General features: G+C 51.4%; 17 protein-coding genes and 1 pseudogene. 4 read left to right on the top strand and 14 right to left on the bottom strand.

Annotated features, from left to right (window positions below; all coding sequences use genetic code 11):
* Positions 1–89: 89 nt before the first annotated feature.
* Positions 90–725 (bottom strand): hypothetical protein, encoded by a 636-nt coding sequence (locus NLK58_RS13410; protein ID WP_341580973.1) that lies wholly within the window; start codon positions 723–725, stop codon positions 90–92.
* Between NLK58_RS13410 and NLK58_RS13405 the strand changes: the two genes are divergently transcribed.
* A complete protein-coding gene (locus NLK58_RS13405) occupies positions 724–915 on the top strand; it encodes a hypothetical protein (RefSeq protein ID WP_341580972.1) in 192 nt (63 codons plus the stop codon). The two genes, NLK58_RS13410 and NLK58_RS13405, sit on opposite strands and share 2 nt — an antisense overlap.
* 67 nt (positions 916–982) lie before the next feature.
* Here NLK58_RS13405 and NLK58_RS13400 read toward each other — a convergent pair whose 3' ends face one another.
* Positions 983–2,677, bottom strand: coding sequence for a Tn7-like element transposition protein TnsE (locus NLK58_RS13400; protein WP_341580971.1), 1,695 nt, complete (start codon positions 2,675–2,677; stop codon positions 983–985).
* The gene (locus tag NLK58_RS13395) at positions 2,562–4,103 is read right to left on the bottom strand and encodes a TnsD family Tn7-like transposition protein (protein ID WP_341580970.1); all 1,542 of its coding nucleotides are present in this window, start codon (positions 4,101–4,103) and stop codon (positions 2,562–2,564) included. Before NLK58_RS13395 ends, NLK58_RS13400 begins: the two co-directional genes overlap by 116 nt.
* Before the next feature lie 212 nt (positions 4,104–4,315).
* On the opposite strand from NLK58_RS13395, the gene NLK58_RS13390 reads away from it, so the two are divergent.
* Both NLK58_RS13390 and NLK58_RS13385 read left to right on the top strand, forming a co-directional pair.
* Positions 4,316–5,131, top strand: coding sequence for a glycosyltransferase family A protein (locus tag NLK58_RS13390; RefSeq protein WP_341580969.1), 816 nt, complete (start codon positions 4,316–4,318; stop codon positions 5,129–5,131).
* A complete protein-coding gene (locus NLK58_RS13385; RefSeq protein WP_341580968.1) occupies positions 5,124–8,201 on the top strand; it encodes a glycosyltransferase family 2 protein in 3,078 nt (1,025 codons plus the stop codon). Before NLK58_RS13390 ends, NLK58_RS13385 begins: the two co-directional genes overlap by 8 nt.
* Positions 8,202–8,880: 679 nt before the next feature.
* Here NLK58_RS13385 and NLK58_RS13380 read toward each other — a convergent pair.
* The 9 genes and pseudogenes from NLK58_RS13380 to NLK58_RS13340 all read right to left on the bottom strand — a co-directional run bounded on the left by NLK58_RS13380 (position 8,881) and on the right by NLK58_RS13340 (position 21,863).
* Positions 8,881–9,666, bottom strand: coding sequence for a radical SAM protein (locus NLK58_RS13380; protein WP_341580967.1), 786 nt, complete (start codon positions 9,664–9,666; stop codon positions 8,881–8,883).
* A 198-nt stretch (positions 9,667–9,864) separates the two neighbouring features.
* A complete protein-coding gene (locus NLK58_RS13375) occupies positions 9,865–10,080 on the bottom strand; it encodes an MbcA/ParS/Xre antitoxin family protein (protein WP_341580966.1) in 216 nt (71 codons plus the stop codon).
* Between the two features lie 182 nt (positions 10,081–10,262).
* Positions 10,263–11,450, bottom strand: a complete 1,188-nt coding sequence (locus tag NLK58_RS13370; protein ID WP_341580965.1) for a hypothetical protein — start codon at positions 11,448–11,450, stop codon at positions 10,263–10,265.
* 179 nt (positions 11,451–11,629) lie between these two features.
* Entirely contained in the window at positions 11,630–14,605 is a 2,976-nt protein-coding gene (locus NLK58_RS13365) for a KAP family NTPase (protein ID WP_341580964.1), read from the bottom strand.
* Positions 14,606–16,244: 1,639 nt separating this feature from the next.
* A pseudogene (locus NLK58_RS20630) lies at positions 16,245–17,159 on the bottom strand (DUF499 domain-containing protein); the annotation flags it as partial.
* A gap of 385 nt (positions 17,160–17,544) precedes the next feature.
* On the bottom strand, positions 17,545–18,054 hold the full coding sequence (locus NLK58_RS13355; RefSeq protein ID WP_341580962.1) for a hypothetical protein: 510 nt from the start codon (positions 18,052–18,054) through the stop codon (positions 17,545–17,547).
* A 1-nt stretch (position 18,055) separates the two neighbouring features.
* A complete protein-coding gene (locus NLK58_RS13350; RefSeq protein WP_341580961.1) occupies positions 18,056–19,108 on the bottom strand; it encodes an AAA family ATPase in 1,053 nt (350 codons plus the stop codon).
* 13 nt (positions 19,109–19,121) lie between these two features.
* A complete protein-coding gene (locus tag NLK58_RS13345; protein WP_341580960.1) occupies positions 19,122–21,305 on the bottom strand; it encodes a DUF262 domain-containing HNH endonuclease family protein in 2,184 nt (727 codons plus the stop codon).
* A 9-nt stretch (positions 21,306–21,314) separates the two neighbouring features.
* On the bottom strand, positions 21,315–21,863 hold the full coding sequence (locus NLK58_RS13340; protein WP_341580959.1) for a hypothetical protein: 549 nt from the start codon (positions 21,861–21,863) through the stop codon (positions 21,315–21,317).
* Between the two features lie 137 nt (positions 21,864–22,000).
* On the opposite strand from NLK58_RS13340, the gene NLK58_RS13335 reads away from it, so the two are divergent.
* Entirely contained in the window at positions 22,001–23,398 is a 1,398-nt protein-coding gene (locus tag NLK58_RS13335; protein ID WP_341580958.1) for an IS1380 family transposase, read from the top strand.
* A gap of 198 nt (positions 23,399–23,596) precedes the next feature.
* Here NLK58_RS13335 and NLK58_RS13330 read toward each other — a convergent pair whose 3' ends face one another.
* Together NLK58_RS13330 and NLK58_RS13325 are read right to left on the bottom strand one after the other, a co-directional pair.
* Positions 23,597–25,930, bottom strand: coding sequence for a DUF1156 domain-containing protein (locus tag NLK58_RS13330; RefSeq protein ID WP_341580957.1), 2,334 nt, complete (start codon positions 25,928–25,930; stop codon positions 23,597–23,599).
* Between the two features lie 8 nt (positions 25,931–25,938).
* Positions 25,939–26,559, bottom strand: coding sequence for an NYN domain-containing protein (locus tag NLK58_RS13325; protein WP_341580956.1), 621 nt, complete (start codon positions 26,557–26,559; stop codon positions 25,939–25,941).
* Positions 26,560–26,696 lie beyond the last annotated feature (137 nt).

The following is a 26,696-nucleotide window of genomic DNA, read 5'->3' as shown; positions in this document are numbered from 1 at the left end:
CTGTAAGCGCAGCGAGCGGCTACAGGAAAAGCAAACGTTGAGGCATCAATGAATTTTCCACTCGGAAAATCGTTGTTTAGCGTCCAATGTCACAGATCTCTAACAAGCATAAGTACCGGCTCCGGCTCAAAACCCCTGATCAACCAGTCCCGAGGAGAATAGCACTCCTCATCATTTTCAAGATCAATGCTTTTCATCAGCATGAACCGTGAGAAAACTAACGGACTGACGGACTCTTCAACTACTGACAGCAGGCTATGCAGGTTCGGTATACGGCCTAACTCATAAAATTGCCACTTTGGAAAAAGCCATTGGCCGTTGTCTGCCAGTTTGAAAGCATACAAATCACGAGCCCTGCCACTCGTACAAGCTTTGGTGGCTTCCGGAGAAATCCGAAGCCGTTCTGCAACGACTTCAAGTTCATAGGATTGCTCTACTAGTTCTCGGCACTCATGTAAGTGCTTTAGAGCCATCAAATGCTTCTCAGCTTTCGTGGCATTTGTATTTCCGTCCAATCCAAGGGCGCCCCCGGATCGCAAAACTGCCTTCTCAGTTGGTGATAGTCCTTGAGATTCCGCCTGCTCCGATGGCATCAAATTGTCTGGTATCGGAAGGCCTGCTTCATTCAATAAAATTCGAATGAGTGCAGCAGGGACCCCAAGACGCACCATCAGTTGCACATCATCGGTACCAATCTGAGTATCGTTCGGAGTGCTAATAGTCATGGCAAACCTTGGGGAAACGGCCCGTCGTTGTCATAAGCCTACCACCTTTCATCAGCCCCTGGGCAACGCCATTCCGTACGAAGAGCCCCGAAAATATCGACCCCGCAAAGCCAGCAAGCTGTGCGATACTGATTACCAAGGGCTCGATCCGGCAACGGACTTTCTTGCCCAGTTGGAGGGCCATATATAAGAATTCCGGAGCTCTGAAAAAGGTGCACCGGAATTGGCCGGCTAGAACATGACATCATCTGAATCTGTTAGGAGGCTTTTCTAACCTGTTTAACCAGCGCTTTAATATTACGCTCCAGTATATTCACCCACCTCTCCAGATAATCCTCGGGGCTAACCACCATATTTTTGCCATTTCTCCGGGTTTGGCGGTGAGGGTGCCTGCTATGTTTAGCGACAGCACTCAAGCTTCGGATATGCTCCAAATCCCAATGAACGCCATCGTTCGAGCAACGCCTAAGCAATGATGCAACTCCATCAGCTGCATTTTTGGAGAAGATCACAACCAGTGTGCTCAGCGTGTGCTCTTTCTGAATACTTTCTGTGTCTACCTCAATAATAACGACGGGGATTGACTGATATCTGATTAAAGAAACACAAGCCTGAATTGGCTGTCCCGTTGCTGTCCGTGTGGCTGTCAAATTACCACCCTTTGGCCACGGCAAACGTATCGCTGAAATTTTCTCGAAGCTGAAGTTCTCGCAGTCGCCTAACCGACGAACAACCTCATCGAAAATCGAGAATCTTTCCGTCAGCTCAACCTCAGCAAGCTCCTCCACCGTGAGATCTTCACTCTCTTCGGGTCGGTTAATCCCGTAGTCCAGTTCTTGGCCACTTCCTCGTTCGGTCGCATGCCCCGGACTGGTGGTTTCGGTCGCGGGAGTCGATTCAGGATCCACTATGGGTTTTACCGCGTACCGCGTTTTATTTACCTGTATCCCGACCTTCAGATTATCGTTGAACGAACAGGAAAATCCTGACTCCGACACTTGGTCCAACCGCTTGCCAAGCAACGGTTCAACACTCAGATCCAATTGGGCATCGTCATCACGACGAGGAACGGTCGGCCTCTTTCCATTTGCCGGATCTTTGGCCAAAAGCTCGTTGAGTTTCGGATGATCGAAGACGATCTGTTTGGGGTGGTAGAAAACAGGGTTATGGAAGTGCGTGATCTCGTCGATGGTGAATATGTTACTGGAATCACCTGTCCCGTAATAACCAGACCCTGCTATATGCCAACCTGTTAGACGGGGTGGCTTGAAGCGGAAATTCCACTCCTCGCTATTCGAATTCATCCAGAAATTGAGGATTGATCCAAAACTCTGCCGAGCATCGTTATCCAGAACCACCCATGACAGATGGGTCAAGGCTGCATGCGTTCGCAGATTCGAGGGCGGGTAGTCCACCATCGCAGGAAATTTAATAATGGTCGCATCATTGGTTTCAGACACCTGGGCCAAGCCAGCAAGGCCATTGTGCCGAAACGCTGTTCGGGCTAAATGAAGATTCTGAAGGAACAAACACCTTGCCAACTCCAACTGCCGGACGCGAACGATATCCCCTTTCTTGGTTCTAAACCTAAGCCAATGCACTCCCGAGGACGTCGTTGTCGACTTCGGCTCGCTAACTACGTTTAATCGCACGTCTTTGGCGTTAGGGCGTGGAAATCTTTTCTTGTTTTCGTAAGTGCTCCCTACCGCTAGCATGGGGATCAGCTCTGCCGGGACAGATTGCGGTCCATTCCCTTCAAACCAGACACTTATGAAGGGGCGAGCTTTCATGAAAAACCACTTGCGATGGTGAATTCCATCCACCTTTTTGAGAACACTATCGGAGGGAAATCTCCTTAGAAATGCGCCAGGCTGGGATTGCTTCGGCAAGAATCTTTCGGCCAGCTTCCCGACATTTTCGCTGATCAAGCCCGGCAATTCGTTCAATTTCATAGTTGGGTATGAGCCATTCTTTTTGCAGAACCAAGCGAGTAAATATACTCGCCAGCCGCCGTGCCTGATACTCATCAATCCATTCTGCGTAGCGGATGAAGAATGCTTGGCATAAGGGCAGTTTACTAAGCTTCTTTTCCAAGGTTCTTCGGCTGGCAACTTGTTTGCAGTACCAGCTTTTAGAACGCCTTGGACCCTCCAGAGTTTGCCAGACTGAGCGCTCAATGATTATGAGCTCCCGCACAATAAACCGGTCTCGCTTTGCCCAATCGACTTTTGGCTGTCTTTTAACGCTGATCTTCTTGGGCTTGTGTTCGACGAGCCATTGCGAATCAAAGCGATAAAGCCAGGAGTAGACTCTTGCACCATCCCTATGCCTTCTAACCTCACGTAGTGAACCATAACAGTTCAACAATTCCGCCCAACGTGCACGGTACTGTCTAAAAACCTGGCGGGCGCGTGATGAGTAATAGCCTACTTTCGTTGGGGGCTGTGCTGAAAAATGAACGGCCTCTGTCATTACTTCGTCCAAAGTCGGCGCCATATCATACAAAGCAAGCCAACACGCGAAATGCTGAAGATAAGAAAAGGGGCGACGGTGTTTTCGAAACATTGAGACCAGCCAGTTATCATCGGCGTCGAGCGAGAGACCTTGTCTTTCCAGCCATCCAACTCCCCAGTAGCCCCGCACACGGGTGGCAATCTCCCAGTGCAGCACACCTTTGCCCCTACAAAGACCCTGCTCAGTGGCTAGAGCTCGGTAGAATCTGGTCCATTGGTGGTTATTTGGCGCTTTAGCCACCTCACTCCGAAGCAACTCTTTTACAAGAGAAGATAACAACACACTTTTACCATCTCCCAGTGACGAAACTGCAGGAATCGGTCTCCTGATCGCTTGGGTACCCACAAACCGGTGTCGACTGGATGACTGCAACGGGATGCCTGAATCGACCAGTACGCATTGATGTTCCGGACAAGCGTCGACGCCTGGGCATTGGAAGAGTCGCTGCCAGTAATAATAACCAAGCCTTCTCGATTGATTCTGGCAGCATAGGGGACACACGCGGTAATTCGATGGCCAAACAATATTCGAAGCATTCAGGCCTGTTCTGAGCATGCTATGATTCTTGCCCTCACCGCATAGATCTCGAACAAAGCGATCGTATGAATCTACAGGCACAAAAGGCCGAAAAATCGGAATAAGGGTATGTTGTTCCAACAGATCATGGGCCGAGATATTCCAGAGGTGACCGACCTTTTCGAGGAGCTGGTTCACATGCCCCTGGAGGACTGACGATGGAACGATCTTCCGAGAACCGAAAAGCTGATTCAAGGCCACCTTATCGTCGTTTAGGCCCTGCCTGTGTACAAACCTCGCTATGATGCTACCCAGCAATTCGTCTTCATGGGCGACGGGAAACTGCATCAACATATCCGAGCAACCGAGAACGCATTTGATCAAATAATAGTCGACAGTTTATCCCTCAGCAGATTGGTCAGCCCAACTACTGTTGATACAGTCATAACGAAGTTAGCAAGCGAACCAATAATCCTATTCGAACAACGTGTAGTCAAAGTGATGGATCACCTTTATGCTCAACACGATTTGAGTACGGCCCAGACTGTCTAACTATCCAAATGCTGCCCATCGTCACATTGATCGCAACGACTCCACGGCTAGAGCAGCTGGAGCTTCACGCGCTGCCATCTATCCGAAAACAACTCACCCCCCCGTCTTTGGTGGTGATAGTTTCAGATAGCCGCAGTTTACTCGATTCCGAAAAGCAATCGATTCGAGACCAACTGCCCGGGATCGATGTTCTAGTTTTGGATAACGAGAACAGTCCAGGAGCCGCTGGCTGCTGGAATACAGGTATCAAGGCAATTCTAAAGATCTTCGCTGACTGCTATGTGGCAATCATCGACGATGATGACGATTGGCGGGAAAACCACCTTAAGGTCTGTCTGGACGCCTCAGAGGCTTGCTCCGCGGATGTCGTGATTTCAGGGATCAACCGTGTCATCGATAACCAAGTCGCGGAAACCAACCTGCCATCCAGATTACATCCGGAAGATTTTCTAAGGGGCAATCCCGGCTGGCAGGGATCCAACACTTTTATAAAAGCATCAATGCTTCAACTGGTTGGAGCTTTCACTGATGGGTTGGTCAGCTGCAACGACCGGGATCTTGCCATTCGGGTGCTTTCTCAGCCAATGGCTAATATCCGCTACACAAAAACTGCGACCACATTCTGGAACTGCAACGCTACCCCTCATGCCCTTTCCGCTCCCGGTTCCCTTCAGAAGCTCAGAGGTTGTGCCCAGTTCCTCCAACTCTACGAAAGACGAATGTCGGAGCTCGACCGCATCGCTTTCTTTCATCGGATAGAGGAATTATTCAAGTGGTCAATGCAGGATATAGAGGCAGAGAAACTGAGACTTTCCTTTGAATAAAAAATTCACTCCATCCGCCCCCAAACAATATTCAACCGTCTTGGCCGACAGGAGATTGTGCACTCTTAAAGACTGTTCAAGCCAATACCACAATGCTTCGGTTTTGATCGCCATTGCGCATAGAAACCAGTCAAAAGAGCTCAGAAGAGCTCTATCCAGCGCTCTCAACCAGACGTTGGTCAGGCGAGCAGAGGCGCGGATTGCTATCCTTGATGATCAGTCTGAAGAAGGCTGGGAGTCGGCAGTGGAAGATCTCTTGAACGAATCACCCGTTACGTTGTTAAGCGCAGAGTGTGGCTCTCCAGCCAGAGCACGCAATCAGCTTCTGGACTGGGCGGACAAGCAAGCCGGAATCCAGTGGGTAGCCCGCTTAGATGCAGATGACGAGCTCGCCGAGATCAACAGCCTGGAAACTTTATTCAACGAAGCGAACGGTCACGATACGATTGCCGTGATTGGCAGCAACGCCCTCCGGGTAGGCGAACGAATTCTTCCATGGACGAATCGCGCCGACTCCAATGAGCTTCTCGATCTCACTAATTTGACCGAGTACGTCGAGCGTTTTTCGTCAGGCACACAGGAACGCGAACTACCTTCCTGCAACCTGATGATGAAAACCAGGCTAGGATTGCGCTATCCCAACACTCGGAGCGCAGAGGACCACTGGCTTCTTTGCAACTTGCTTATTAAATTCCCAAAGCATGTTCGTACAGTGTCCGATCCACTTTTTTGCATTTATTCTCTTGGTGGAACTGATACCACACAAAATAAACAGGCTGGGGTTTGGCAAAACCAGCGCCGGCGGCTTGCCTATTTTTTGCAAAGACTGAATCTGTTGAAGAACACGCATCCCGAGATCCTCGGTTATGGCATGGAAGGCATTGTCTGGCGAGAGGGGGATCGGATCATAAAGGAATTCTACCCTTGGGCGATGTCTGATTCGGACGTCGAGCGCCTTGAAGGGCTTCTTGCTGGGCCTCCACCTTCCATTTCGAGAGTTAGCTGGGCGAAGCGACAAGATACTTGGCAGTGCAGTAGCCCTCGGTCCCAAACGAGAGCAATCGAAACCTATATCCCTAGAGACAGCATCTTCAAATTTCTGGTAGAGCTCTATGAATCAGGAATATGTGCCTTAAATATCAAGCGGGACAACCTCCGTCTGGATGACGATGACAATCTGCATTACATCGATATAGGAAAAGACATCTGTCGGCTTTCTAGCAGCGGATTCCTGGATATGGCGGGTAGGCTCTACTCGATCGGCATTCTTGGCAATGACGACGAGGAGCTGGTTCGCAGAATGTCTTGGAGAACGCAGGAGGAGTCACTGCAACAAGTACCGGGCTTTCAGGAATTCTACCAACAGATTATCGAGCATTTGCATGTCCGACCTATCGAGCAAACGCCTCTGTTCCGGCCAGTTAAAGAATACGGGCACGTCACACTTCTGATCAAGGCATGCGCTCAAGATGCCGACGGTTTCTATGAACAGATATCCCACATCGTCTACCAGCTGACGTTCCCGGCCAAGTTCGCCCAAGTATTGGTCCTCATTGACCACTACCCCGGCCCATTCCTTCGGCAATATGCGGAGCCGAATCTCCAATTGCTCATCGAACAAACCCGGCAATTGAAGGAAACGGGGGTGATCGATGGGTGGCTGGCACCACCCACAGACGAATCAACTATCCAGAGAACCTATAAAAAGTGGTTCAACAACGGCGAAATAGTTCAAACCCACACGATTAATAACGCGCCACTCTATCCCCAGATATGGGCCTTTTCTGAGCTCGATACTCGATATGTACTGCAGTGCGATTGCGATGTGCTGGTGGGGCGCAAGGACTGGCATCATGACTATCTGGCGGACATGTTGGAAGCCTTAAATCCGGATAGTGTTCTCGCAGTAGGGTTCAACATACCGAAGCAAACCGATCGTTTTCTGGACTATTTTGGAGAGCCCGGTCAATTTGCTCCCGAAGTACGTTTCGGCTTATTAGATCTACACAGCGTAGAGAGCCATTTACCCATCGAAAATCCAATTGAAGAGGCCCGCTTTAAGCTAACCTGGCACCGAGCAATCCAGAAATATCAGCGCTCAAGCCAGAGCTCCACTTGCGTGCGAGGAGGCGACCCAGCTTCGTTTTACATACACCCTCAAAATAGTGATAAAGCAGCACTTCAGTCTGGCGTAATCAGGGATCTAATTTCACAGGGCGTGGTACCAAACCATCAGCTTGAGCAGTTCGATCTTATCCCTCAACCACAATGGCTTTACCCAGAGCGCAACGAATCAGTCATCTTCCTCCTGAAGGGTCGTCATACTCCAAACGAAAAACTTCGGCGTTGCCTGGATTCCCTTGCACGTCAGTCACAGCAAGGGTTTGGCCTAATCGTAATTGATGACTCAAGTGGTTTTCAGGAAACCTGGCACTACCCAATGATGCTTGCCCAATTCGAGGGCCGTTGCACCTTAGTACGACGAGCAGAGCATCACGGCCGAATGCCAAACTTTCTTCTCGCAATCAATGAAATCTGTGCGCGCGCAGACTCGCTGGTTGTTGTTCTGGATCAGGATGACTTTCTAATGCAGGACGATGTCGTCGCCCAACTTCTCGAAGCGCAGAAGCACGGGTGCGACCTTATACAGATGCCTATGTATCGTCCGGAAAAACCTCTTAAACAGTACCAGCCTGACTACCATCAACCCAGACTAAAGGGTGGAGGTAATACCTGGGCCCATTTGAGGGCATTTCAAAAGTCTCTTTTTCAGAAGGTTCCGGAGTCCTATTTTAAAAGGCCGCAAGGTGGCTGGTTCGATAGTGCAACGGACTACGCGACCATGCTGCCAATGTCAGAACTCGCCAAACAGCCAACTTTCTTGGACACAGGTTATGCGTACTGGCATGAGCGCGCGCCTTACGACCAACGTGAGCTATCTCACCAAGCGCAATTAATTCCTGAAATACTGGCTAAGCCCTCAGCCAGAGAACCTGCTGAGCTCGGGCGAGCTGATGAAGAATGTGAGACATTGCCTTCGAAGCAGCGCGGTCGTACAACCACCAGTTAGGAGTCGTGGTTTCGGATCTTGAGAGGAAGAAAAGCGGCTCCAGTTCCCGAATTGCCTCTTGGGTCGCATGTTCTATCCACTGTTGCGTAGCCACGTGCTCTAGTTCTGCAATCAGCTTCTGCCCTTCTGAGCGCTCAAGATCCGATAGCGCTGTCAGTAAAGAGTAGGGATTGATAGAACCAGCTCCATAACTTTGGTCCTCGGACAGCCAAAAGCCGGGCCAGCGCAATCCGTTCACTATTGGTAACGCGACCCTGCGCTCCCCCAGCCAATTGTGAAAAGTGCATGGAACCGGTACTCGTGCTCCGAGGTTCATTGGCCTGACAATGGAAGGCAACAGATTCATACAACTGAGTCTGACGGTAAGTCCGGCATTATAGAGAGTGAAAAGGGCTGCCAATCCCGACGATGGCCTAGTACCCAGCTCCTCTTTGAGTTTCTCCGCACTGTCCCTTAACAAGGTTGCAAATCCATGCACCGGCTCAACGCCATCTACGGAAAATGATCGGCTTTCACCTGCAAGCTTGCCGTTGCAGATATTGAGATCCCAGCGTTCATCACTATCAGGTCTTCTGTTGAACCGAACGATCTTCTCACCAGCCCGGCACACAACCCCTCCGTCTCCGCTGCCAATTAAGTGCCAGGTGGACATTGTTGGATTTACCCTACGCTATCGACTTCAAGTCTCGGGACCTTCCCGCCAAGAATGATAGATCTTTGCCCACGATTTGGATGTCTTCTGTTCCATCAGAGGTTTTCGCAACTTCTCGGGCACATAATGTCCGTCTCGAAAACGGCCACATAGGCGACATGCCTCAGCCATTAAATCACGCATGTCATCGCCCGTGTGGGGGATGGATTGTCGACCACGTTCAAGACCCAGCACTCTGTCTATACCACCAGCCACCGCACATGGGTAATAGCCTTGGGGTGTAAGTCCAATCCCACAACTCTGAGCAATATCGCAGCCATTCCGATAATCAGCGAAAGCGTATTGCCAGCTATCAATAGGCGCCAGATTGAAGGGGCCGAAGCCTGGCTGAATGTTCTGGCTTTTGGCCGAGTTCTCTACCTGAACACCTTCAGGAATCCTGTCCAGAATCGCATTGACCTTCGCACCAAACCCATTGGTGACCACTTCGATGATCGTTTTCGGTGCAACCTCTTTGAGCCTGATCAGAATCTCCATAATTTGAAGGAACTCAGGGTGTAATGTCGGCTCCCCTCCCAAGATACGAATGCGCCTCCAGTGGCGCTTCTGGGCGATTGAGTCATCAACAAACTGCCTGATTTGAGAGATGCTCATATGGCGAGCTTCTGGGGCCTGCGCGGACGAACGGTTGCAGTTGTTACACCTCAGGTTGCACAGGTATGTTAAGTCAATCTCTATCAGATCCCGGGCTGGAGCATATTGATAGCCCAGAAATCGAGTAACAGGCTTTTGAATCCTGACCCAGCGTTTCACACTCTTAAAAGCGAATTTCAGGCGTACCCAAAAAACAAAACGGGTCGGGTAGTTCCTGGGATATCGAAAACCGCCCTCGCTCTTCTTCCTATTAAAATTCAGAATAACCGGCTTCCTCCAAGTGCTTGAGATGAAACATCCTGAAAGCGGTCATTTAGTCTCAGGCTCCAGTAATGGATTAAAATTGAAAACCCTTTTCTATGGAAATCCATGTTCCAATTTGCCGATGACGCTTCTGAGCATTTGAATGCGTTCGAGGCTATTCATAAAATCGATCGGCCTCTCGTTCCCGAGAACCTTAATCGGTTGGTGTAGCCAGGATTCTGCTAGCTTTGCATCGCCGTCAAACGCCTCAATGACCGCTTCCCTGGCTACCGCTCGCTGTTCTTCCAAGGCATTGATTCGGTCGTTCATGGATGAAGCTCCGATAAGTTCTCGCGAATTTCTATAGGCATGAGCCAAATACTGCCAATAAAACTGGAGCGACCAAACCACAGGGAGTTCCATACAACGAAACTAATCACTCAGAGCAAGAAAAGCAGGCTTTTCCTCACCAAGCTTGGATAAGTGTCTCACGGCAATGAAAACCCGCCCAGTCAGTAATAATAGCCCGGCGACCTTGGTTCCGGGCTATCTAAGATCGCATCGGATACAGCTACCAATGGGTCAATGCAATCTGCTTTTATCCGAGCCCAAGAAATCCAGTCTGCAAGTTCCTCACTTGCCTGGCCATTACTAACCGCTGATTGCTCTACTGCATCGATATATTGTCTTAGTCGTTCCGCTTCCATCCACTGCGCAGCACTCGTCTTCAGCTTCTCAATTTGCTCAAGCTCCTGTTTACGGAGCTCCATTTGACGGTCATACCGGTCTCTTGCCTTTTGCCAGGCCAGACGCCTGCGTTCATGTTCTTCAGTTCGAAGACGTTCCTCTTCAATCAGGTCCAAAGCACCCGCAACAACTTGGTGTAGCCTTTGCTCTAACGAGGTCTTAGGAGTATCACTCCAACTTCTGGAAGGATAGCCGCCGATTGAAATCGTCAGCTTTCCAGTTGGGTGGTAGTCATAGTCAGGTGGGCTTGGGTAATGGTATCCAGTTCCCCAGCGATTTGGAGACCGTCGCCAGCGCTCAATGGCTTTTTGCTCCGCTGCGGTTACCTCATGCTTAGTCCTGGCAACATGCTCGCTGATAGCTATTTGCAGAGAGGTGTCGTCCAGCCCTATCAAAGTACGACTCTTCTCAGGATCCACCCATACTTTTATGTTCTGGCTCTCAAGCGCTTTTATCAGCGTATCGCCGACTAGTAGTGCTCGATTGATCGCGTCGTGAGTCACTTCGAAATCGAATATTTCTGCCGGCGCTGAGCGCAGGCCCTTGTAGTTGTCCCAACCTGTCTTCCGCTTTAATCGCTTGGATGCAGATCGTATTAGTCGATGCGGTGACTCTAACTCGTCTGGTACTGCGATTATCCCTATTCGTTCCTGGGCGGTGATGGCCTTTTTCCGAGAAGCATCGGGGTTGTTGGGATCATAGGTGGGTGATCGGCTGAGCGGCAGGGAATGATTCTCAAATTCCTTGGCAGTGGGAAGCGGGAGTTTTCTGGGTGACTTCCCGGCATTGATTTTTGCCCAGTAGCCCCTGGGCGGCAACGGTATTCTGTACTTACGACACACCTTCCCCAATGCAACATCAGAGATCCCATAGCGAGGTGCGACCCTGGAGACCGGCTCAGCCCAGACCTCCTCGTAAAGCGATTCCCTAGTAATTGTAGCGGAGCTGTTCATTGACCACCTCTTCTAATCCCGAAGTGACATCCAAGTGTCATGCTCATGAGGAACTACAAAGTTACCCAACAGGGCTCCGCCACACCGTTAAGAGACACGATCCATCCTTACAGACGTATCGAATCTGACGGGAGCCACTTTTCCAAAGATTTGCTTTTAATAAGTGCAACAAACAACTACTAATTGGGCTCCACATCTTCTGATTCAGCATCCTGAGCCAGCTCTTCTAGCACTTCAAACACCTTCGGCAAGTCCTCATGATAAAAAGCAATATAACTCGGCGTATAAACTTTTTTGTCACCTCCATCATGAAAATACTGCAGAATAGTTTTGCTGTGCTTGCGCCAATAGCGACCCATCTCGACGGGATCAAGGCCTCCCGGCAAGCCGGCCTTCGTCGGGATATAACCTTCCTCAAAGCTCCCTGACATGAAAGGGCTACTTAGATTTGATAGGCAATGGTTAACGAAGTGAATCACATTGTCGGGATCGATGCTTGGGTCAAAGCAAACATTAAACACGTACTCGTTCATAGCTGCAGCTATGCCTGCACAATCTGCCGATCCGTCTTCGTCATAATATCCACAGCCTACTCCTGAGCCCTTCGGAGGGGATGTGTTGCTCAACTGGTAAATAACAAAGGATCTGAAATAATTCCGATAGGCAGACAGCTTCTCCGACAGGTCTGTCGGCATCTGCTCTGCCTCTCTGGGGTCACCTGAGCCCATTTCCAAAGATGCGAACAATGCATCTCCAAGAAGCTCTTTATCTGAAACAGCGAGAGCTTCTGAATAGAAGTTACGCCGTGGGTCAATGAAGGTTTGTCTAAATAGCGAAAACACTTCTTGAGACAGTCTCCTCATTCCAGTAATGGCAAGTGAACTGACCAAACCCGAAGTCTCCGCATCCATATCCGAATAGACGATGAGTGCTGAATGAAGATTATGCAGTTGCCCTTGTCGATCCGCCGAGCAGTGGAGCCGGAACAACATAAGGTCGTACCACCCCAGAACTCCTCGATCATCGTTTGTAAGCCTCTGCAGTATCCCCTTGTTTTGGTGGGACTGCTCGCCGAAGATTCTCCAAGCAACCTCAACAATATTGTCCCTCGAATTCGGGAGCCGATGCCCCGACGTTCTTCCCCAACCTGCACGATCTAATAACCGCAGTAGCGAATAAATTGACCTCTGTCGTAAACTCAGGTCATCAGACGATATGAAAGAATAGCGCGGTAAATATTCGATTAGCGTGTTAATCGAATCCTCGGCAACGACGTCAGTGAAATCATGAGACCGATTGACCAGGACGCGCCAAAACTGATCATGGGCGTGCTCTCCCTGATCTAAACTGAAATCTGGTGATTCGAGGATTGACGGAACAGAGGTACCACTACGAACCTTCTCTACAGCCTCTTGGTAGAGTACGAAGGTCTCTCTCGGCTCGGGCGTGGCGACTCGGACGATTAATTTTAAATAACCCTCAAGGTTTCTAAACGAATCTTCGTTAAAACACGCGCGAGATCTCAAAACATCCTCTTCAAGTCCGGTTGCAGAGTTCAGGCCCAGTGTTTGTACATCGAAAAGTTGCTTTAGCAAGAAAGCAGCTGTTTCTGGATGCTTATCTAAACCTGCAGAGAACTCCTTACTGTTCTTGAACTCATCCTCTCCGAATTCACGATGCACAGAGAAGATGCCTTTACGCCCCTCTGTTTCTTCTGCATAAATTCGTCGAAATAGCCCAGGGTAGTGCAGATGCAGGAGCATCAAATTAATAAGATCTCGTTCGTAAAAATCCGTCCGCCCCAGATCGCTTTTCTCGATTTGCATCAGTAGCATCGCATTGACAAAGCGCTTTACTTTTCGCAAATCGCCGACGAGCGGCAAATACTTTGCTGCGTTGTCACCATCGAGTATGTTCGAGAGTTCGGTCAGCACGGAGCCGAGTTTCACCATCGTGTCCGAGGGAATGGAACCGAGCTGATTTTCTATTCGTTGCCAGTCCCGTCGCAGAAAGTCCCGAATACGCGAACTGTCCACAAATAGACTCAGTTTCACGGTCACGAACTTCTCCAAAAACTCTCGCGCTCGGGAGCTCTCCTCGTGGTTTTCAGCGAGGACCTCGGTGTCGTAGCATAAAATATAGGTAGCTTGAGATAACTTGAACGTCTGACGGGTTGCAAACAGAACATTATTCACAGTCTTAGCATCAAGGCGATCAAGGTCGTCTACGACAATAATGACACGGCGATTAATCCGACGAAGAACTTCATTGATATCGTCCAGCAGCTCATCGACAGTCTCCTGGGATGGCTCCAATGAGAGCCGGAAGCCAAGGAAGGAAAAATCAGCTTTTCCCTTTATCAGCCTGGAGTACCGTGAGGCTGCAGGACGAAATTCCGGTGCAAACACAGTTCTTTTAATCGCTGCTGACAGATCTCGAATCAACCGCTCTACAAGGTCAGGCTCTGATGCGTACCGGAGCGGTTCGAACCTACAAACAATGGCTTTGTCTTCTGCCTTTGCCCAATGCCTCTCAGCAAGATTGATAAAGCTTGTCTTTCCTATACCCCAAGGTCCGTCTACCCCGAAGATGAGACCTCCGTGAGCACCGCTTGCCAGCACAGTCTCAGCGAAAGACTTAGCTTGGGACTTGCTCTCAAAAAGATCCTCTGCCTCATTATCAATCTCTTCATCTGCAAGGAAGTACAGTTGATGGTCTCGTCTTCGAGATTTCGGCAAATAGTATCGAAACAAAGTAGATAACAGCGTTGCGCTGAGTAGAAGCAAAACCAGAGGGGCCCAGTGTGGATCTGCACTTTGGAAAACACGATGAAACTTGGCAAGCATGGGAGAAACCAAGATATTTATCCACACCCCTACAGCCAGTGCGATAAATAGATCAAGCCGAAAACTACGGATCATCCGCTCGGCTATTACATGGATTCCTCGATTAAACACGTAAACAACGCATAAGGCTGCGACGAGCAGGGTTCCAATAGCTACCAGCCAAGGATTGCTTCTGGATAATGAAGGGGCGAAGTTCTCGCCTAAATAAAACGCAAGGCGCCAACCTTCGGCGAGCACAAAGCCGCTAGTCAGCGGCTTTGTGAATACCAAAAGCTCAGGCATGTTCATTGCTGGCTTGTTATCTACCATTTGTTCAGGTCCCACTCTCCTTGTTAGTTTATTCGCCAGCTAGAATGCTTTTCCCATCAGCTCCGGAAGCAATTCAATCCTCCTCAAACTCCGAAGAGCTGAATCTCAGCACATTACAGTTCTCCTTGATAGTTCGCTGCAATGATTCATCGAAGCCATCCTTCTTCCGGGCTTCGATCTCTACGGAAATGGTTACGTCTACACCCAGCTGCGCAGTGAACTGCTGAACCACTTCATCCATGATGGTGGCGAAATCCATCTTCGCCTTTACGGCGTCCAGCTCGACTGTTCCATAGAAGTGGCTCTTGGCGGTACCCGTTACTGCTGGCGGCGGCGTAGTTGCTCCACCAGGTTGACCGCCGGGTACACCCGGGGGAGTCAATGGACTGTCCGTGTCGCCAGTTGGCGGTGTTGGTCCCCCAGCTCCTGAGGTCGTGCCTCCCGTGGGAGGGGTGGGTTGTTCCGCTGCCCGCAGCTTTTCGGCATAGGCTGCTGCTGTTTCACGCTCGATCAGCAGAGAAGACTCGGCGAGGTCCGCAAGTGAGTTCCTGCCGAACGAGAAACCAAGGTAGCGGTCGCCTTCCTTTCCGGAAGCAAAGCCGAAGTAGTCCTCGGATTCAACGCCTTGCGCAATGGCATTCCGGAACACCTGGTCGTTCACCAGCCGTGGCAGATAGAGGTAATGGCAGCTGTCCTGCCATACCTTAAGCGCGCTGATTTCTGTCACTCCGTCCTTCAGGTACCAGTCTGATAGAACCTTGCGCAAGTGGATGGGGGACCACTCGTATACCAGCCACTCCTCTTCCCTGAGCTTTTCCTCAATGCTCTTGACGAGGTAGGGCGCAGTTGGAGGTACAGTCACTACTTCCCAACTGAGCTCCGGGCGGCCTTTCACAAAGTTCTCGACAGGTGCCATCAGCCATTTCCAGGTTTCCCGGATTAGCTGGCCAAGGCTTTGCCCTGCTGCATCTCGACTCCGCTCTGATTGCTTGAGGTGCGACAAATCCTGATTAAGCGTCCCATTCTCGATATCCGTCACGATGGAGCGCCAGGCAAGGTAGATCCTGGTTTGCTCCTTTAACCGTCCAACAACATCAAAGTCCGGAGCCAGGAACAGCAGGCGGTTTTGCTTCTGGCGGGGTTGTTCACCGCGGTTGCGGAGGATCTTCTCAGCCTGTCCGTAGGCCTGATTGGTCTCGGTGCGGCTATAGCCTGCATCCAGTGGGAGAACTACAAGGCGAGGCCCGGTTCCATAGTCATCCGGAACATCTGCAGACGTCGTAAACACATGGATGCCGGCAAAATGGTGGTTCTGCCCCCTGAAAAACTGACCAACACGATCTTTCAGTAGCGGAATCACGTCGTCCCGCTCACTGATATTCTGCTTGCGGCTCTCCATCTCACGACGCAGGTTCGGCTTGGTGTCCAGCCAGTACCGATCTTGCTCTGCGTACAGGTAATGCAGCCGATCCCTCAGGCGCTTGAGCACATCCTCAAACACACCAATGGTCTGACCAGGCTGAACAGAGCCAAGCAGTATGCGCTCGGTCTGAACACCGCGGATCATTTCTGCCTGGGTCGAAGGAGCACTGCCAAGGAAAATGGTTCTTGCGGTTCGGCGGGCGGCTTGAACACCGCCAAATAGAGTATGGTGGCCGTCGATATCGGCCGGTACCGACCTTGGCCCATCCACTTCCTTCTCAATGACGGGCTCCCAGCCTTGAGGCAGGTAGTGAATGCTCTTGTTACGGACATTCGCGTCATCCAGGGGCAACGAGCCAGGCATGATCAAAGCGTCACGGTTACCATCGTTCCACAGGCGGTGGATGACGATGGCCATGTATTGAAGAACGCCCCGAGTTCGCTGGAATTTGTCGAGTGTAGACCAATCTTCATAGAGCCGGTCGAAGACCTCCGGATGGATCGGGTAGGAGGAGCAGAGGCGTTCATAGTATTCGTTGGACTGGGTTTCTACCGGGAATTTCTCTGCGTGCTGGCGATAGAAGTCTGAGAACTGACGACTGATACCCTCCACCTCGGCACGCTCGCCGGAACTTTCGAACAGCCGGCGTCTTACGATCTCGAAGGCCTCACTGGAGCCGACGGGCTTCCATACAGACTCTACCCGGGCAAAGTATTTCTCCAGGGAGTTCAGGGTGCGCTGGCCCATGGTGCCACCCACTTCCAGCTCGGACTCCGGGAGTGAGGCCAAGAGAATGGCATTGGGTACAGCCTTCAGTGCCTCCGTCAGCGCCTGGATAAAGCTGATGTTGCTGTCGAAAGTACCACCTTTGTACTGCTTGCCCAGTTCCAACTGGCGGATGTAGGCGACCAGCTCGTCCACCAGGATGACGCAGGGCGCGGCGCGAGTGAGCAGCTGTTTCAGGCTGTCTTTACCCGGTGAGGTGCCATCCCGGTCGCTATCCGCCACCAGTGCATAGCCTTCTTCACCCAGCAGTTGCCAGGCCAGCTCGCCCCAAAGCGTGTTCACTGTAGTAGAGCCGTAGGTGCGAACCTGGCTGGGTGACAACTGAATACCATCGATCACAGCCATGCGGGCGGTAGGGAGCTCAGTAATACCGGCTTCATCCAGCACCGGAGGGATGCCCATCAACTTATCGGTACTCACTTTGCGGCTTGCGAGGTGGTAAACAGCCAGCATGGTGTGGGTTTTACCGCCACCAAAAGCAGTTTGCAGCTGAACGACTGGGTCGCCGCCCTGGCCTGCGAGTCGCTGTGCGACAGAGATCAGCAGAAGGCGCATCCCTTCAGTAATGTAGGTTCGGGAGAAGAACTTCTCGGCGTTTTGGTATTCTTCTGGTGCGGTGCCCGTGGCCACTTGGGTGATATCCGCGGCGAACTCCGACTGCTTGAAAGTGCCTTCCAGAACATCTTTGTGGGGGCGTGCTATCTCACTCCAGGGTTTTAAGCTCATAATCCTATCCTGTTACCTGCCACTGCATCTCTGGCCGAAGACTATTCTGATCCACAATGCGGGGATGTGGATCTACTGCTTTAAGGGTCTGTTTTAGCTTCATCAGAAGCTTTGACTTATCAACAGCCTGAGGGAAAAGCTTCGAAGGTTTGTCTGGTTGTTCAAGATGGAGCACGATGGAAAGCCTGTTTCTCTTTAGCGCCTTGCGAGCAAAAGAACGCTCAGACTGATCATTTGCGTTGACTTTTGCTGCGGCTAGACCAGCAAGGGTATCTCTAACTTTGAATGCTAGCTCTTCGCCTAAATCAATCGTTTTCGTGCGCCTGTTGGCACGATAGTCTTTCACCTCGATCAGCCAAGTGCGGTCGTTGTCTACGCATATGAAATCGACGGCTTTCGTGCTGCCAAACGCGCTATTGAACTGATTACGGTAAAAAGCCCAGTCATCGTATTGGCTGGCTTCAGCGCTTGGTTGAAATGTAAACGTTAAACGTCCTTCCATAAGCACTGACATATCAGTTGCCGGCCTCCATGAATCTGTCGGATTGAGAAAGTTCCTCATCCAGAAGCACCAGCGTATTCAGGTCGTCGATGCGCTCACCTTGTTCGACCTCTACACCATGGGTTTCAGGCTTCAAGGCAAAATATCTGTGTTTCACTTTCTTGAACTCTCGCTCCTGAGACAAGACCTCTAGTTCCCTGAGGAGGAAAAGCGAATGTGTGGCTATAAATACCTGAATACCTTGCTGACATAAGTGATAAATGACCTTGGCAACCAACTTAACCAATTTTGGATTGAGGTTTGTTTCTGGCTCATCCCAGAACAAATAACCTTTATCGAGAAGCGAACCGGTACTTATCAGCCGGGCAATCATGGCCAGCTTTCGCAAACCTTCAGCCACGAGAGGCATTTCCATATTTCCCTTGCCTGGTAGCTGAAGGTAGAAACGTCCATTTTTATCAAGAACAACCTTTCCACCCATGGCCTCTTCGAGTGGCTTCAACAACTCTGCAATTTGCTTTTCTCTTGGTCCTCGCAGGGCCAAGGCACCAAGTAACAAACAGGTGTCTCGGTACGTTTCTTCAAATTCCAAATAATGATTTTCATAAACTGAAACAAAATTAGGAAATATAGTCAGCAGCTCGCGAGTAGGGATAAAAACAGGGGATTTTTCATGCCATTTCCCGGGCAACTGGTTTATTTGAACTTCAGACTTGCTGGAGGTGGCAAAACTGAAAGTACAATCAAGTTGGGAATCGTCAAACTTGAACGCCACTTCACAGCGCTTCCTGCCTGGAGCTCGTGCCGCCAAGCGGCCCAGGGTTTCGGGGCGCATCACATGGACGAGCTTGTCAGCTATAGTTTTCTGTAGCGTATTTTTAGTCGGATCACCGGCTGTCGGTTTCTTTCCTTCCTCAGCACTGTTGGCAATAACTGAATAGGCCACTTTTAGAAGGTGAGATTTACCACAGCCATTTTCTCCCACCACCACATTGAGGCCAGGAGCAAAAGACAGCTCGGAGTCAGAGAAAACGGTAAAATCCGTCAGTTTGAGTTTTTTAAGCATGGGAGTCTCTCACTTAACCTGTCTCTATTGGTGTTAGTACCGAAGCAGCGCTATACCAATTAACGAAATCCAATAAATCATCAGCACCCTCAAGCTTCCAAACATAGGCTGGATTCCCGAGGCGTAAAGCAGGGCAGTTCTTTCGGTTAAGATTTGAATTTCGGGGATCCGTGTCGGAATACTCTCGCGCCGGCTCAAACTCCGCCCCGGACAGAGATACCGTTTGCGTCCAAAGGGTAATGTCCCGACCCTTTCTCTCCAATGCAAGCTCTTTGCCGTCTTTTGTTCTGAAGCCTGCAATATATTTTGTCGGCTCAGCTATGCGTTCAAGAAATTTGGCCAGTGTCGCTTCAGGGCCTTTTGCATCCACGCCATCAAGGGAGCTTTCTCGCTCTTCTCCCTCAGCTTCCAAGGAGTTCACCCCATCCGTCAGATCGTCATTGTCCGATGAAACCACAACGTCTTCGACCTCGTCTGGCTCAACATTGTCGATGGCATCGGGCGTACTGGAGAATCGATCTGTTTCAGTATCTGTTATCAGATGTTTCAATTTTTCTACAATCAACGCCCTACGCGCTTCGAGGAAGTCTTCAAAGCGCTCAACCTCCCATAGTGAAGGTCTTTTGGGTATGAGATGCATGTCCAGATATGCATCGGATTTGTCCGCGAACCAGTCCCGAGGGAGCGCATCATTTTTACCCTGAAAGCCGTTTTCATCAGCGGGCAGCAGCATACAGTTTGCCAGTTGGTCTCTGGTCGCTGCGGGATAGCGCATCAGTGATTGCCGGCCGGTTTCAGGGTTTTCATCCTTAATGCTCTTCAGCAATGACTGGGGGAAAATATGGTCCACCTGCGGCAGATTCCCTGCGTACGCAGGTTGGTAGTCGAATTGCCGGTACCACAGATTAAAAATCAGATGAATGGCGCGAGATCCGTAGCTTGCCTGGAGGAGGCTTTCCTCGGAAACATCCAGATTGCGCCCGTCACTGCGGATGACCTCAAAGAGGTTGGCAACTGAGAAGGTTTTATCCTGATTGATACGGCGAATGCATTTATCAATCAAACCGTCCGGTCGTCCGTTAAAGGCACCGCAAAGCAATGTTCTGAGTAGGTATGTGTCCAGCCCGGCCAAAGACTGCCAGTTCTCTGGATAGTGATAGCGGTAGTAGATGACCGGTATCAGTGTCAGATAAGAGGGCAGCGCCTTATCGGAACGAATGTAGGTTTTGGAGAACAAGTAGTCTCTCACATCTCTGATGGCTGCAGAGATCTGGGGCCACTTGTCGATCATCGACTGCTTGGTTTGCTCGTCCCGAAATTTCTTCACATCGTAGGCAGCACCCTTACCCAGCAACACCAGGCAAGTCTTCATTACGAAATCGCGGGTGAACTCATAGCCCGAAACATTCAGCTCAGAAATTAGCTCTTCCATCGCTTCATCGGCATCTTGCCAGGAAGCCGTTAATAGTGAGAACAGGAGATCAGATTTGCCAAGCTTCGTGCCACCGGAGTTGGCGCGAATGAAAATCTCGACCACATCATTTTCGGTGTATGCGTCTGGGTTATCGACGCTATCCAACTCCTGATAACCCACATACTCCTCAGATACAAACACCTTTTGGGCCTGCCAGAGATTCCGGATCAGTCTTCGCTCTTGCTCATCGGTGATAGGCGAAGCGGCTTTGGTTTCCAGCTGTTTGGCCAAGTCATTTGGCATTTCATTACTAAATACAATGTCCTTGAATTTAACCCATGGGAAGCTGGCTCGGTTAGCATCCAGAAAACGGTACTGATACCGCATTTCCTCGGTATGCGTTGGTGCTCCACTGAGAACGTTGAAGTAAAGTTCCTGCTTGCTGTGGCTACCACATAACCCGATAAACAGGCTCTGAAGCCGCTGCTGACCATCCAACACAAGGAGCTTTGTACGACTATCTTCCGGCACCTGGAACTGGGAGAGCTTGATGCCATCGTGGTAGTTGTCGATAAACTTCCGCCGCTTGATCAGGGAATGGGTACGCCAAACCAGCATCGTACTGATCGGGTATTCCCGCATGATGGAGTCAAACAGCTTCTCGATCTGTTCCGGGCTCCACACGAATGGCCGCTGGATGTTTGGCAGCCAGAATCCGCCGTCGTACTCTGGGTTGTTGAGATATTTTACAACCTTACGTATGGCTACATTTTTGTTCTTCACATACGCTCCTTAGAGTTCCAGTCCTTGTTGTTCGCCTTTGTGGCCTGTGTCGTGGGATGCCTCGACAATGGCATGCCAGGAGCCAATCAACTCGTTGTAGGCGCGGGCCTCTTCGGCCCATTTCTTTCGCTCGCACAGAGTGTACAAGTGGTAGGCCAACTGGCGGATGGCTTCGCCTTTCTCTGGCATTTTTGCCAATAACTCACCGGCTGCGGACTCGCCACTGTTATTGAGCCGGCGGATCATCTGGTGACAAGCTTCCCACACCGGGGTGCGATCGTCTTTGGTCGGATCCCAGTCGGATTCGTATTCGGCCCAGCGCAACAATCGCACCTTGCCGCCTCCGGACTCGGCCACACCGGCGGCTTTAACACCATCCACCGTGGTACCTTTGGCCTGAGCCAGCACGTTAGCCTCCCCAAACTGGCCAGCGTTCCATCCATATTGCTCGAACCAGCTTGAGCAGAACTGGGTGTCAGCATCGAAGCTGCCGGAGTCGGGGCTCAGATACTCGGTAATCGCGCGGTTAATCAATACCAGAGCATCGTGCACACTCATGCGACTGCCATCCTGGTTCAGCACCGCTTCGTATTTAGCCCGAATTATTCATAAAAAAAGGCGAACCTTGCTCAACCCATTGATATAATGGGAGTTACACCAATAACGCTTCGGAAGAAGCTAAACAAGGTTCGCCCATGTCCAATTCTATCCCAACTCAACTGCGCTTTCCTCCCTTTGCCGGCTTTACCGTGCGAGCTGATTTCGAGGGCGGAGCGTTGTCATCCGACTTTGGCCCCCTGCTGCTGCGTGGGGTGGACCAACAGATTGGCCTGGTTCATCGACTGGCCCAGGCCATCGACGACCGCCGTCACGCCTCTTATATCGACCACTCACTTTCCGATCTATTAACTCAGCGGATCTTCCAGATCGCCTGTGGCTATGCCGATGCCAATGACGCCAACACCCTGCGCCGTGACCCGATGTTCAAGCTCGGCACCGAACGCAAGCTGCTTGAGCCAGAGCAGGATCTGGCCAGCGCACCGACCTTCTCGCGCCTGGAAAATGCCGTTAACACCCGCGACCTTTACCGTCTCGCCGAGGCCTTTGTAGAGCAGTTTGTCGCCAGCTACGCCAAGCCTCCAGAGATGATCGTGCTGGACATGGATCACTCCGAAGACCAGACCCACGGCCAACAGGAACTGGCGTTTTATAACCACCATTACCAGAGTCACTGCTACCTGCCACTGTTTCTGTTTGAAGGTCTGTCGGGCAAGTTCATTACCGCGGCACTGCGCCCCGGCAAACGCCCGACGGGGGCAGAGAACGCAATGATCCTCAAGCGGGTGCTCAAACGGCTGCGCCAGCATTGGCCCGAGACCCGCATCCTGCTGCGTGGTGATGCTCATTTCGCCAACGTGGAATTGATGCAACTGGCGCTCGACGATCCGTACACCGATTTCCTGTTCGGCCTGGCCGGCAACAGCCGTCTGAAAAAACTGGCCGAGCCACACCTGCAATCCACCCGGCGGCTGCACGATACCCGCTGCCATAACGCTCGCCTCGCGGAACAGGCCCCGCCGCAACGCTCGCGCACCTTCCACGAGATCGATTATCAGGCCCGTTCCTGGCCACAGGCGTTTCGCACTGTCCTGAAAGCCGAAACCATGGCCCTCGGCGATAACCCCCGCTTCGTCGTCACCTCCCTGGAAGAGTCAACCCCGGAAATACTGTACGCCGAGCTGTATTGCGCCCGGGGCCAGGACGAGAATTTCATCAAGATGATGAAAAACGACCTGGCCAGCGACCGCACCTCGGATTGCCGCTTTGCGGCCAACCACCTGCGCCTGTTTTTCTCCTGCGCCGCCTATGTGCTGCATCACGCCTTGCGCGCCGAACTGTTGCAAGGCACCGAGTTGTCTCAGGCCCAGCCCTCGACGGTCATCATCAAGCTGTTCAAGCTGGCCGTACGGGTGGTGCAGTACAAAGACCGCATCAAGCTCCACCTGCCAGGTAGCTGCCCGGTCAAGGCCCTTCTGCACACAGTCACCGAACGGTTATATCGCCTGCCTCGGCCCAGGTTAAACACCGGCTGAGCCGCCGTCGGCGCTCACCTCCATCTCGGGCTCGGGAGGCCTTCCCTCGCCCGGACGCTGGAATTGATCAAATAATAAACACTTAAGGCCGGTGACTGGATGACATCAGAGCGACATTGGCGCGCATACTACTAATAATTCTCATATCTGGGCGTAATGGGCTAACCGAGAAAATTTCGTGGCTGCTGCTTGGGGTGTTTATGAAATGTTCGGGTTAGAGTAAATAGCCATCCCAGGGCCAATGGCGGACTGAGCCAAGTCAACGGGCGCAATGGGAGTTTGGCCTGTCTGACCTCCGATCATGGTTTCCAGAGCCTCGGGCATTTCTTCCCGCAGTTGCCGTTGGAAATCGCGACGGGAGATAGATTCCGCATTGGTTTCGCGTTTGCGGCAGACCAGGACGATGGACGATGCGAGGGCATTAGTGCCGATGCCAATCATCCTAGCACCTCTTTCAGTCCTCAAAGGCCAGGTGCCATCAATTGAAAAGCCCGCTTGGATAACGGCTTCCAAGAAAGTCACCCAGCCGGTGCTGGTGGTGCTGCCTTCTTTGGTCTCTGACTGCTTGAAGGCGTAGTAGATGGAAACTGGAAATCCAGGATGCGCTTGCACAGCCAAGTTATGAATCGCACGGGTCATGCCATCCATAAAAAAAGCTTCGGCTTGGTCTTTATCACCGTGGCGGTAGGGCGTAGCGACCAGTTCTTCGGCTTTCGGTACCGCCATAGTGCTAAACAAGGCAGGATAGATGTTCCGTAACGATCGGCGCATCCACACGTAAAAAAAGTCAGAAAGATCAGCATAGCCGATGTTATCGTAGTAAGGCGGATCAGTTGAAATGACTTTGTCAGAGCTAATACTCTGTGATTGAGCATCAGATTGAAAAGCACTTCCTGACGATGCAGGAGTAAAATTTCGAATTACTCGGATTACCCAGTCCAAACACGTTGATTCCCAATTCCCACTGCCTCCAGAGAATGGATTCGCCTCTGAATAATCCCAAATCATAGGTATCGCTTGACGGGTAAATGCATGAGCAATGAAACCGCCGCCAGACTCCCATGTAGCATTGGAGTTCCAATAATCTGATCCTCGGCCAAGCGTTAAGGCCAGAAATGTTGCCAAAGCGTCCCCGTATGCGGTTGATCCTGCGCCGCCTTGATCCAGGCCTTGGCCGTCATCCGGCCAGCCGGCAGCTCTGGCGTCGGTAATGGCTTTTGTGCGAGCTTCCTGTACCAAATCGGAAAAGGTCGTTAGTGCTACTAGTTGGCGTTGGCTGAAGAGGTCACCGTAAGTTCTCAGCCCATATGGAATGGTCCAAAAGTTTCTTGGGTCATCTGGCAGGCGGGTTTCGGGCCTCCATTCAGGTTTGGCACTCTTCGCAACTGCTTCGGCTTCCTGGGTAGGTGATAAATACAGGCGGCCGCGTTTCCCTTCAACAACGACGGCCATTAAGCGAACGCCTAGCCGGCCTGCTTCACCCTCACCTTTGATATGCGGACCTGATATCGGGGTTCCTGACATCAAACAGGTGAAGTTGGCGCCCCTTGCAGCCTTGGTTCCTTGCTTTGCTTCAACAGGAGGGATTCCTACTTTGATTTCAAACCGATACTGATCACCCTCAATAACCGGCTCTACGTATGCCTCTTTGCCCTTTTTACTGGACAACACGAAGCTGGATGATAGTGGCACTTCTACATGACTGAATGCCGGGTTGGGACTTTTCACGGTTCTGGCCCAAAGCCAGGCAATGACGGTCAGTTCCTCACCTTCATAGGCTTTCAGGTCGGGCCGCTCGGCGGCCATATCTGAAGTGACCTTGATTTTAGGGTACAAATGACCGATGCGCCTAAAGGCCTCGTCGCGCATCCAGTGGCCATAGCGTCGCACGTCTTCGGCAAGGCCTTTAGCACCGGTCCAGTCTTCCATCATGTTCTGCTGCTTTTCACCTTCCGGCAGCGGGCCAACTGGCGCCTGCCCGGCAAACTTAGGCGGAATCTCGATCATCGCTTTGTTGATCATTACCGCCACCGGGTTCAGGTCGCTGGCATAGCTTTCCAGTCCCAACCGCTGGGCTTCCAGCGGAATGGCACCTCCCCCGGCAAAGGGATCGTGGAAGGCTGGCAGCTTGTCTGGATTAAACAGCTCAGCAGCCTGCGGATGATTACGATTAAGGTGGCAGGTTTCACGCCAGCTTTCCCAAATCGCTGCGCGGGCGCGGTTCAGCACCTCTTCGTTGTTGGTATTTTCCCATTTCACCAGATCGCGGATGATCTGGAACAGCTTCTCCCGCTTGATCTCCGCCTCTTTCTTGTTTACCCCATACCCCAGCTCGCGCTGATACCCGGGATCGTTCACTAGCTGGGCAAAGAGTACCGCGCGTGCAGCGGCAAGGGGTCGGCGTGCCCACCAAAGGTGGAGGGTGCTGGGGTGGCCGTGACGAATGGATTTCTCGCGCGCCGCTGCGGTGTTAATGTCATCCAGTGGTAGGGCCACTTCGATGAGTTTTTTGGGCGTTTTAATGCTGATCATGAATATTCCTACTTCCAGGTTGCCGGGCGCTGCAGAGTAACGCCGTCGGCAGTGGTAACGGTCTCAGGCAGCTGGCTAGTCTGTACCTTTTTTCTGCTTATCTGAAAAGCAGTGGTAGCGGCCTGGCTGAGCTGGTTGGAGTTTCTGCCCGGCGGCTGGGCAATCACGATTTTTTTGTTAGGAAAGCGCTCACGTACAAGCTGAACGGGCGTGGTCAGGTCGCTGTCTGCAGAGATGATCAAGGCGGTATCAAAGTTGTCATCGAAGGCGTCGGCGATAAGCTGAACCGCAATATTTACATCGGTCATCTTTTCCTCATAGTCGGGCCAGCTGGCCCCACAGCTCCGACATTGGCGGGTTTTCCTCAAGTAGTGTCCGTGGTGAATCTGCAGGTTGTTGCGCGTGAGCAACGCATCAAGATAGTCGTCTTGCCGCTGTTTATCGGCGTGGTTGTTTCCAACCAGTCTCAGCCGAGCTGTAAAATAGTGGGTGGCTTCCAGCATTTGGCCGGGGATCATGAGTGCCGTTGAGAGCGCCTCAAGATCGAGCCAGTAGTAGCGCTTCCAGCCCTTGTTTTTCAGGCCAAAATACAGGTTGAAGCCGTCGATGTAACTGATAACCCGGCTCATAAAGCGCTCCAGGCTGAGTTGGAAAAGACTTGACAAAGCTGGGTGGGGTAACTAGAGTTTGCCTCGTAAACCCCGCTAGCGAGAGCATCGCTGGCCCGGCGCCACCCTTGAGGTGGCGTTCTTCTTTCTATACCCCC

Source organism: Marinobacter metalliresistant, assembly GCF_038098645.1.
GTDB classification, from domain to species: domain Bacteria; phylum Pseudomonadota; class Gammaproteobacteria; order Pseudomonadales; family Oleiphilaceae; genus Marinobacter; species Marinobacter metalliresistant.
Note: the sequence above shows the minus strand (reverse complement) of the source record. Positions and strands in the feature narration are given on the sequence as shown.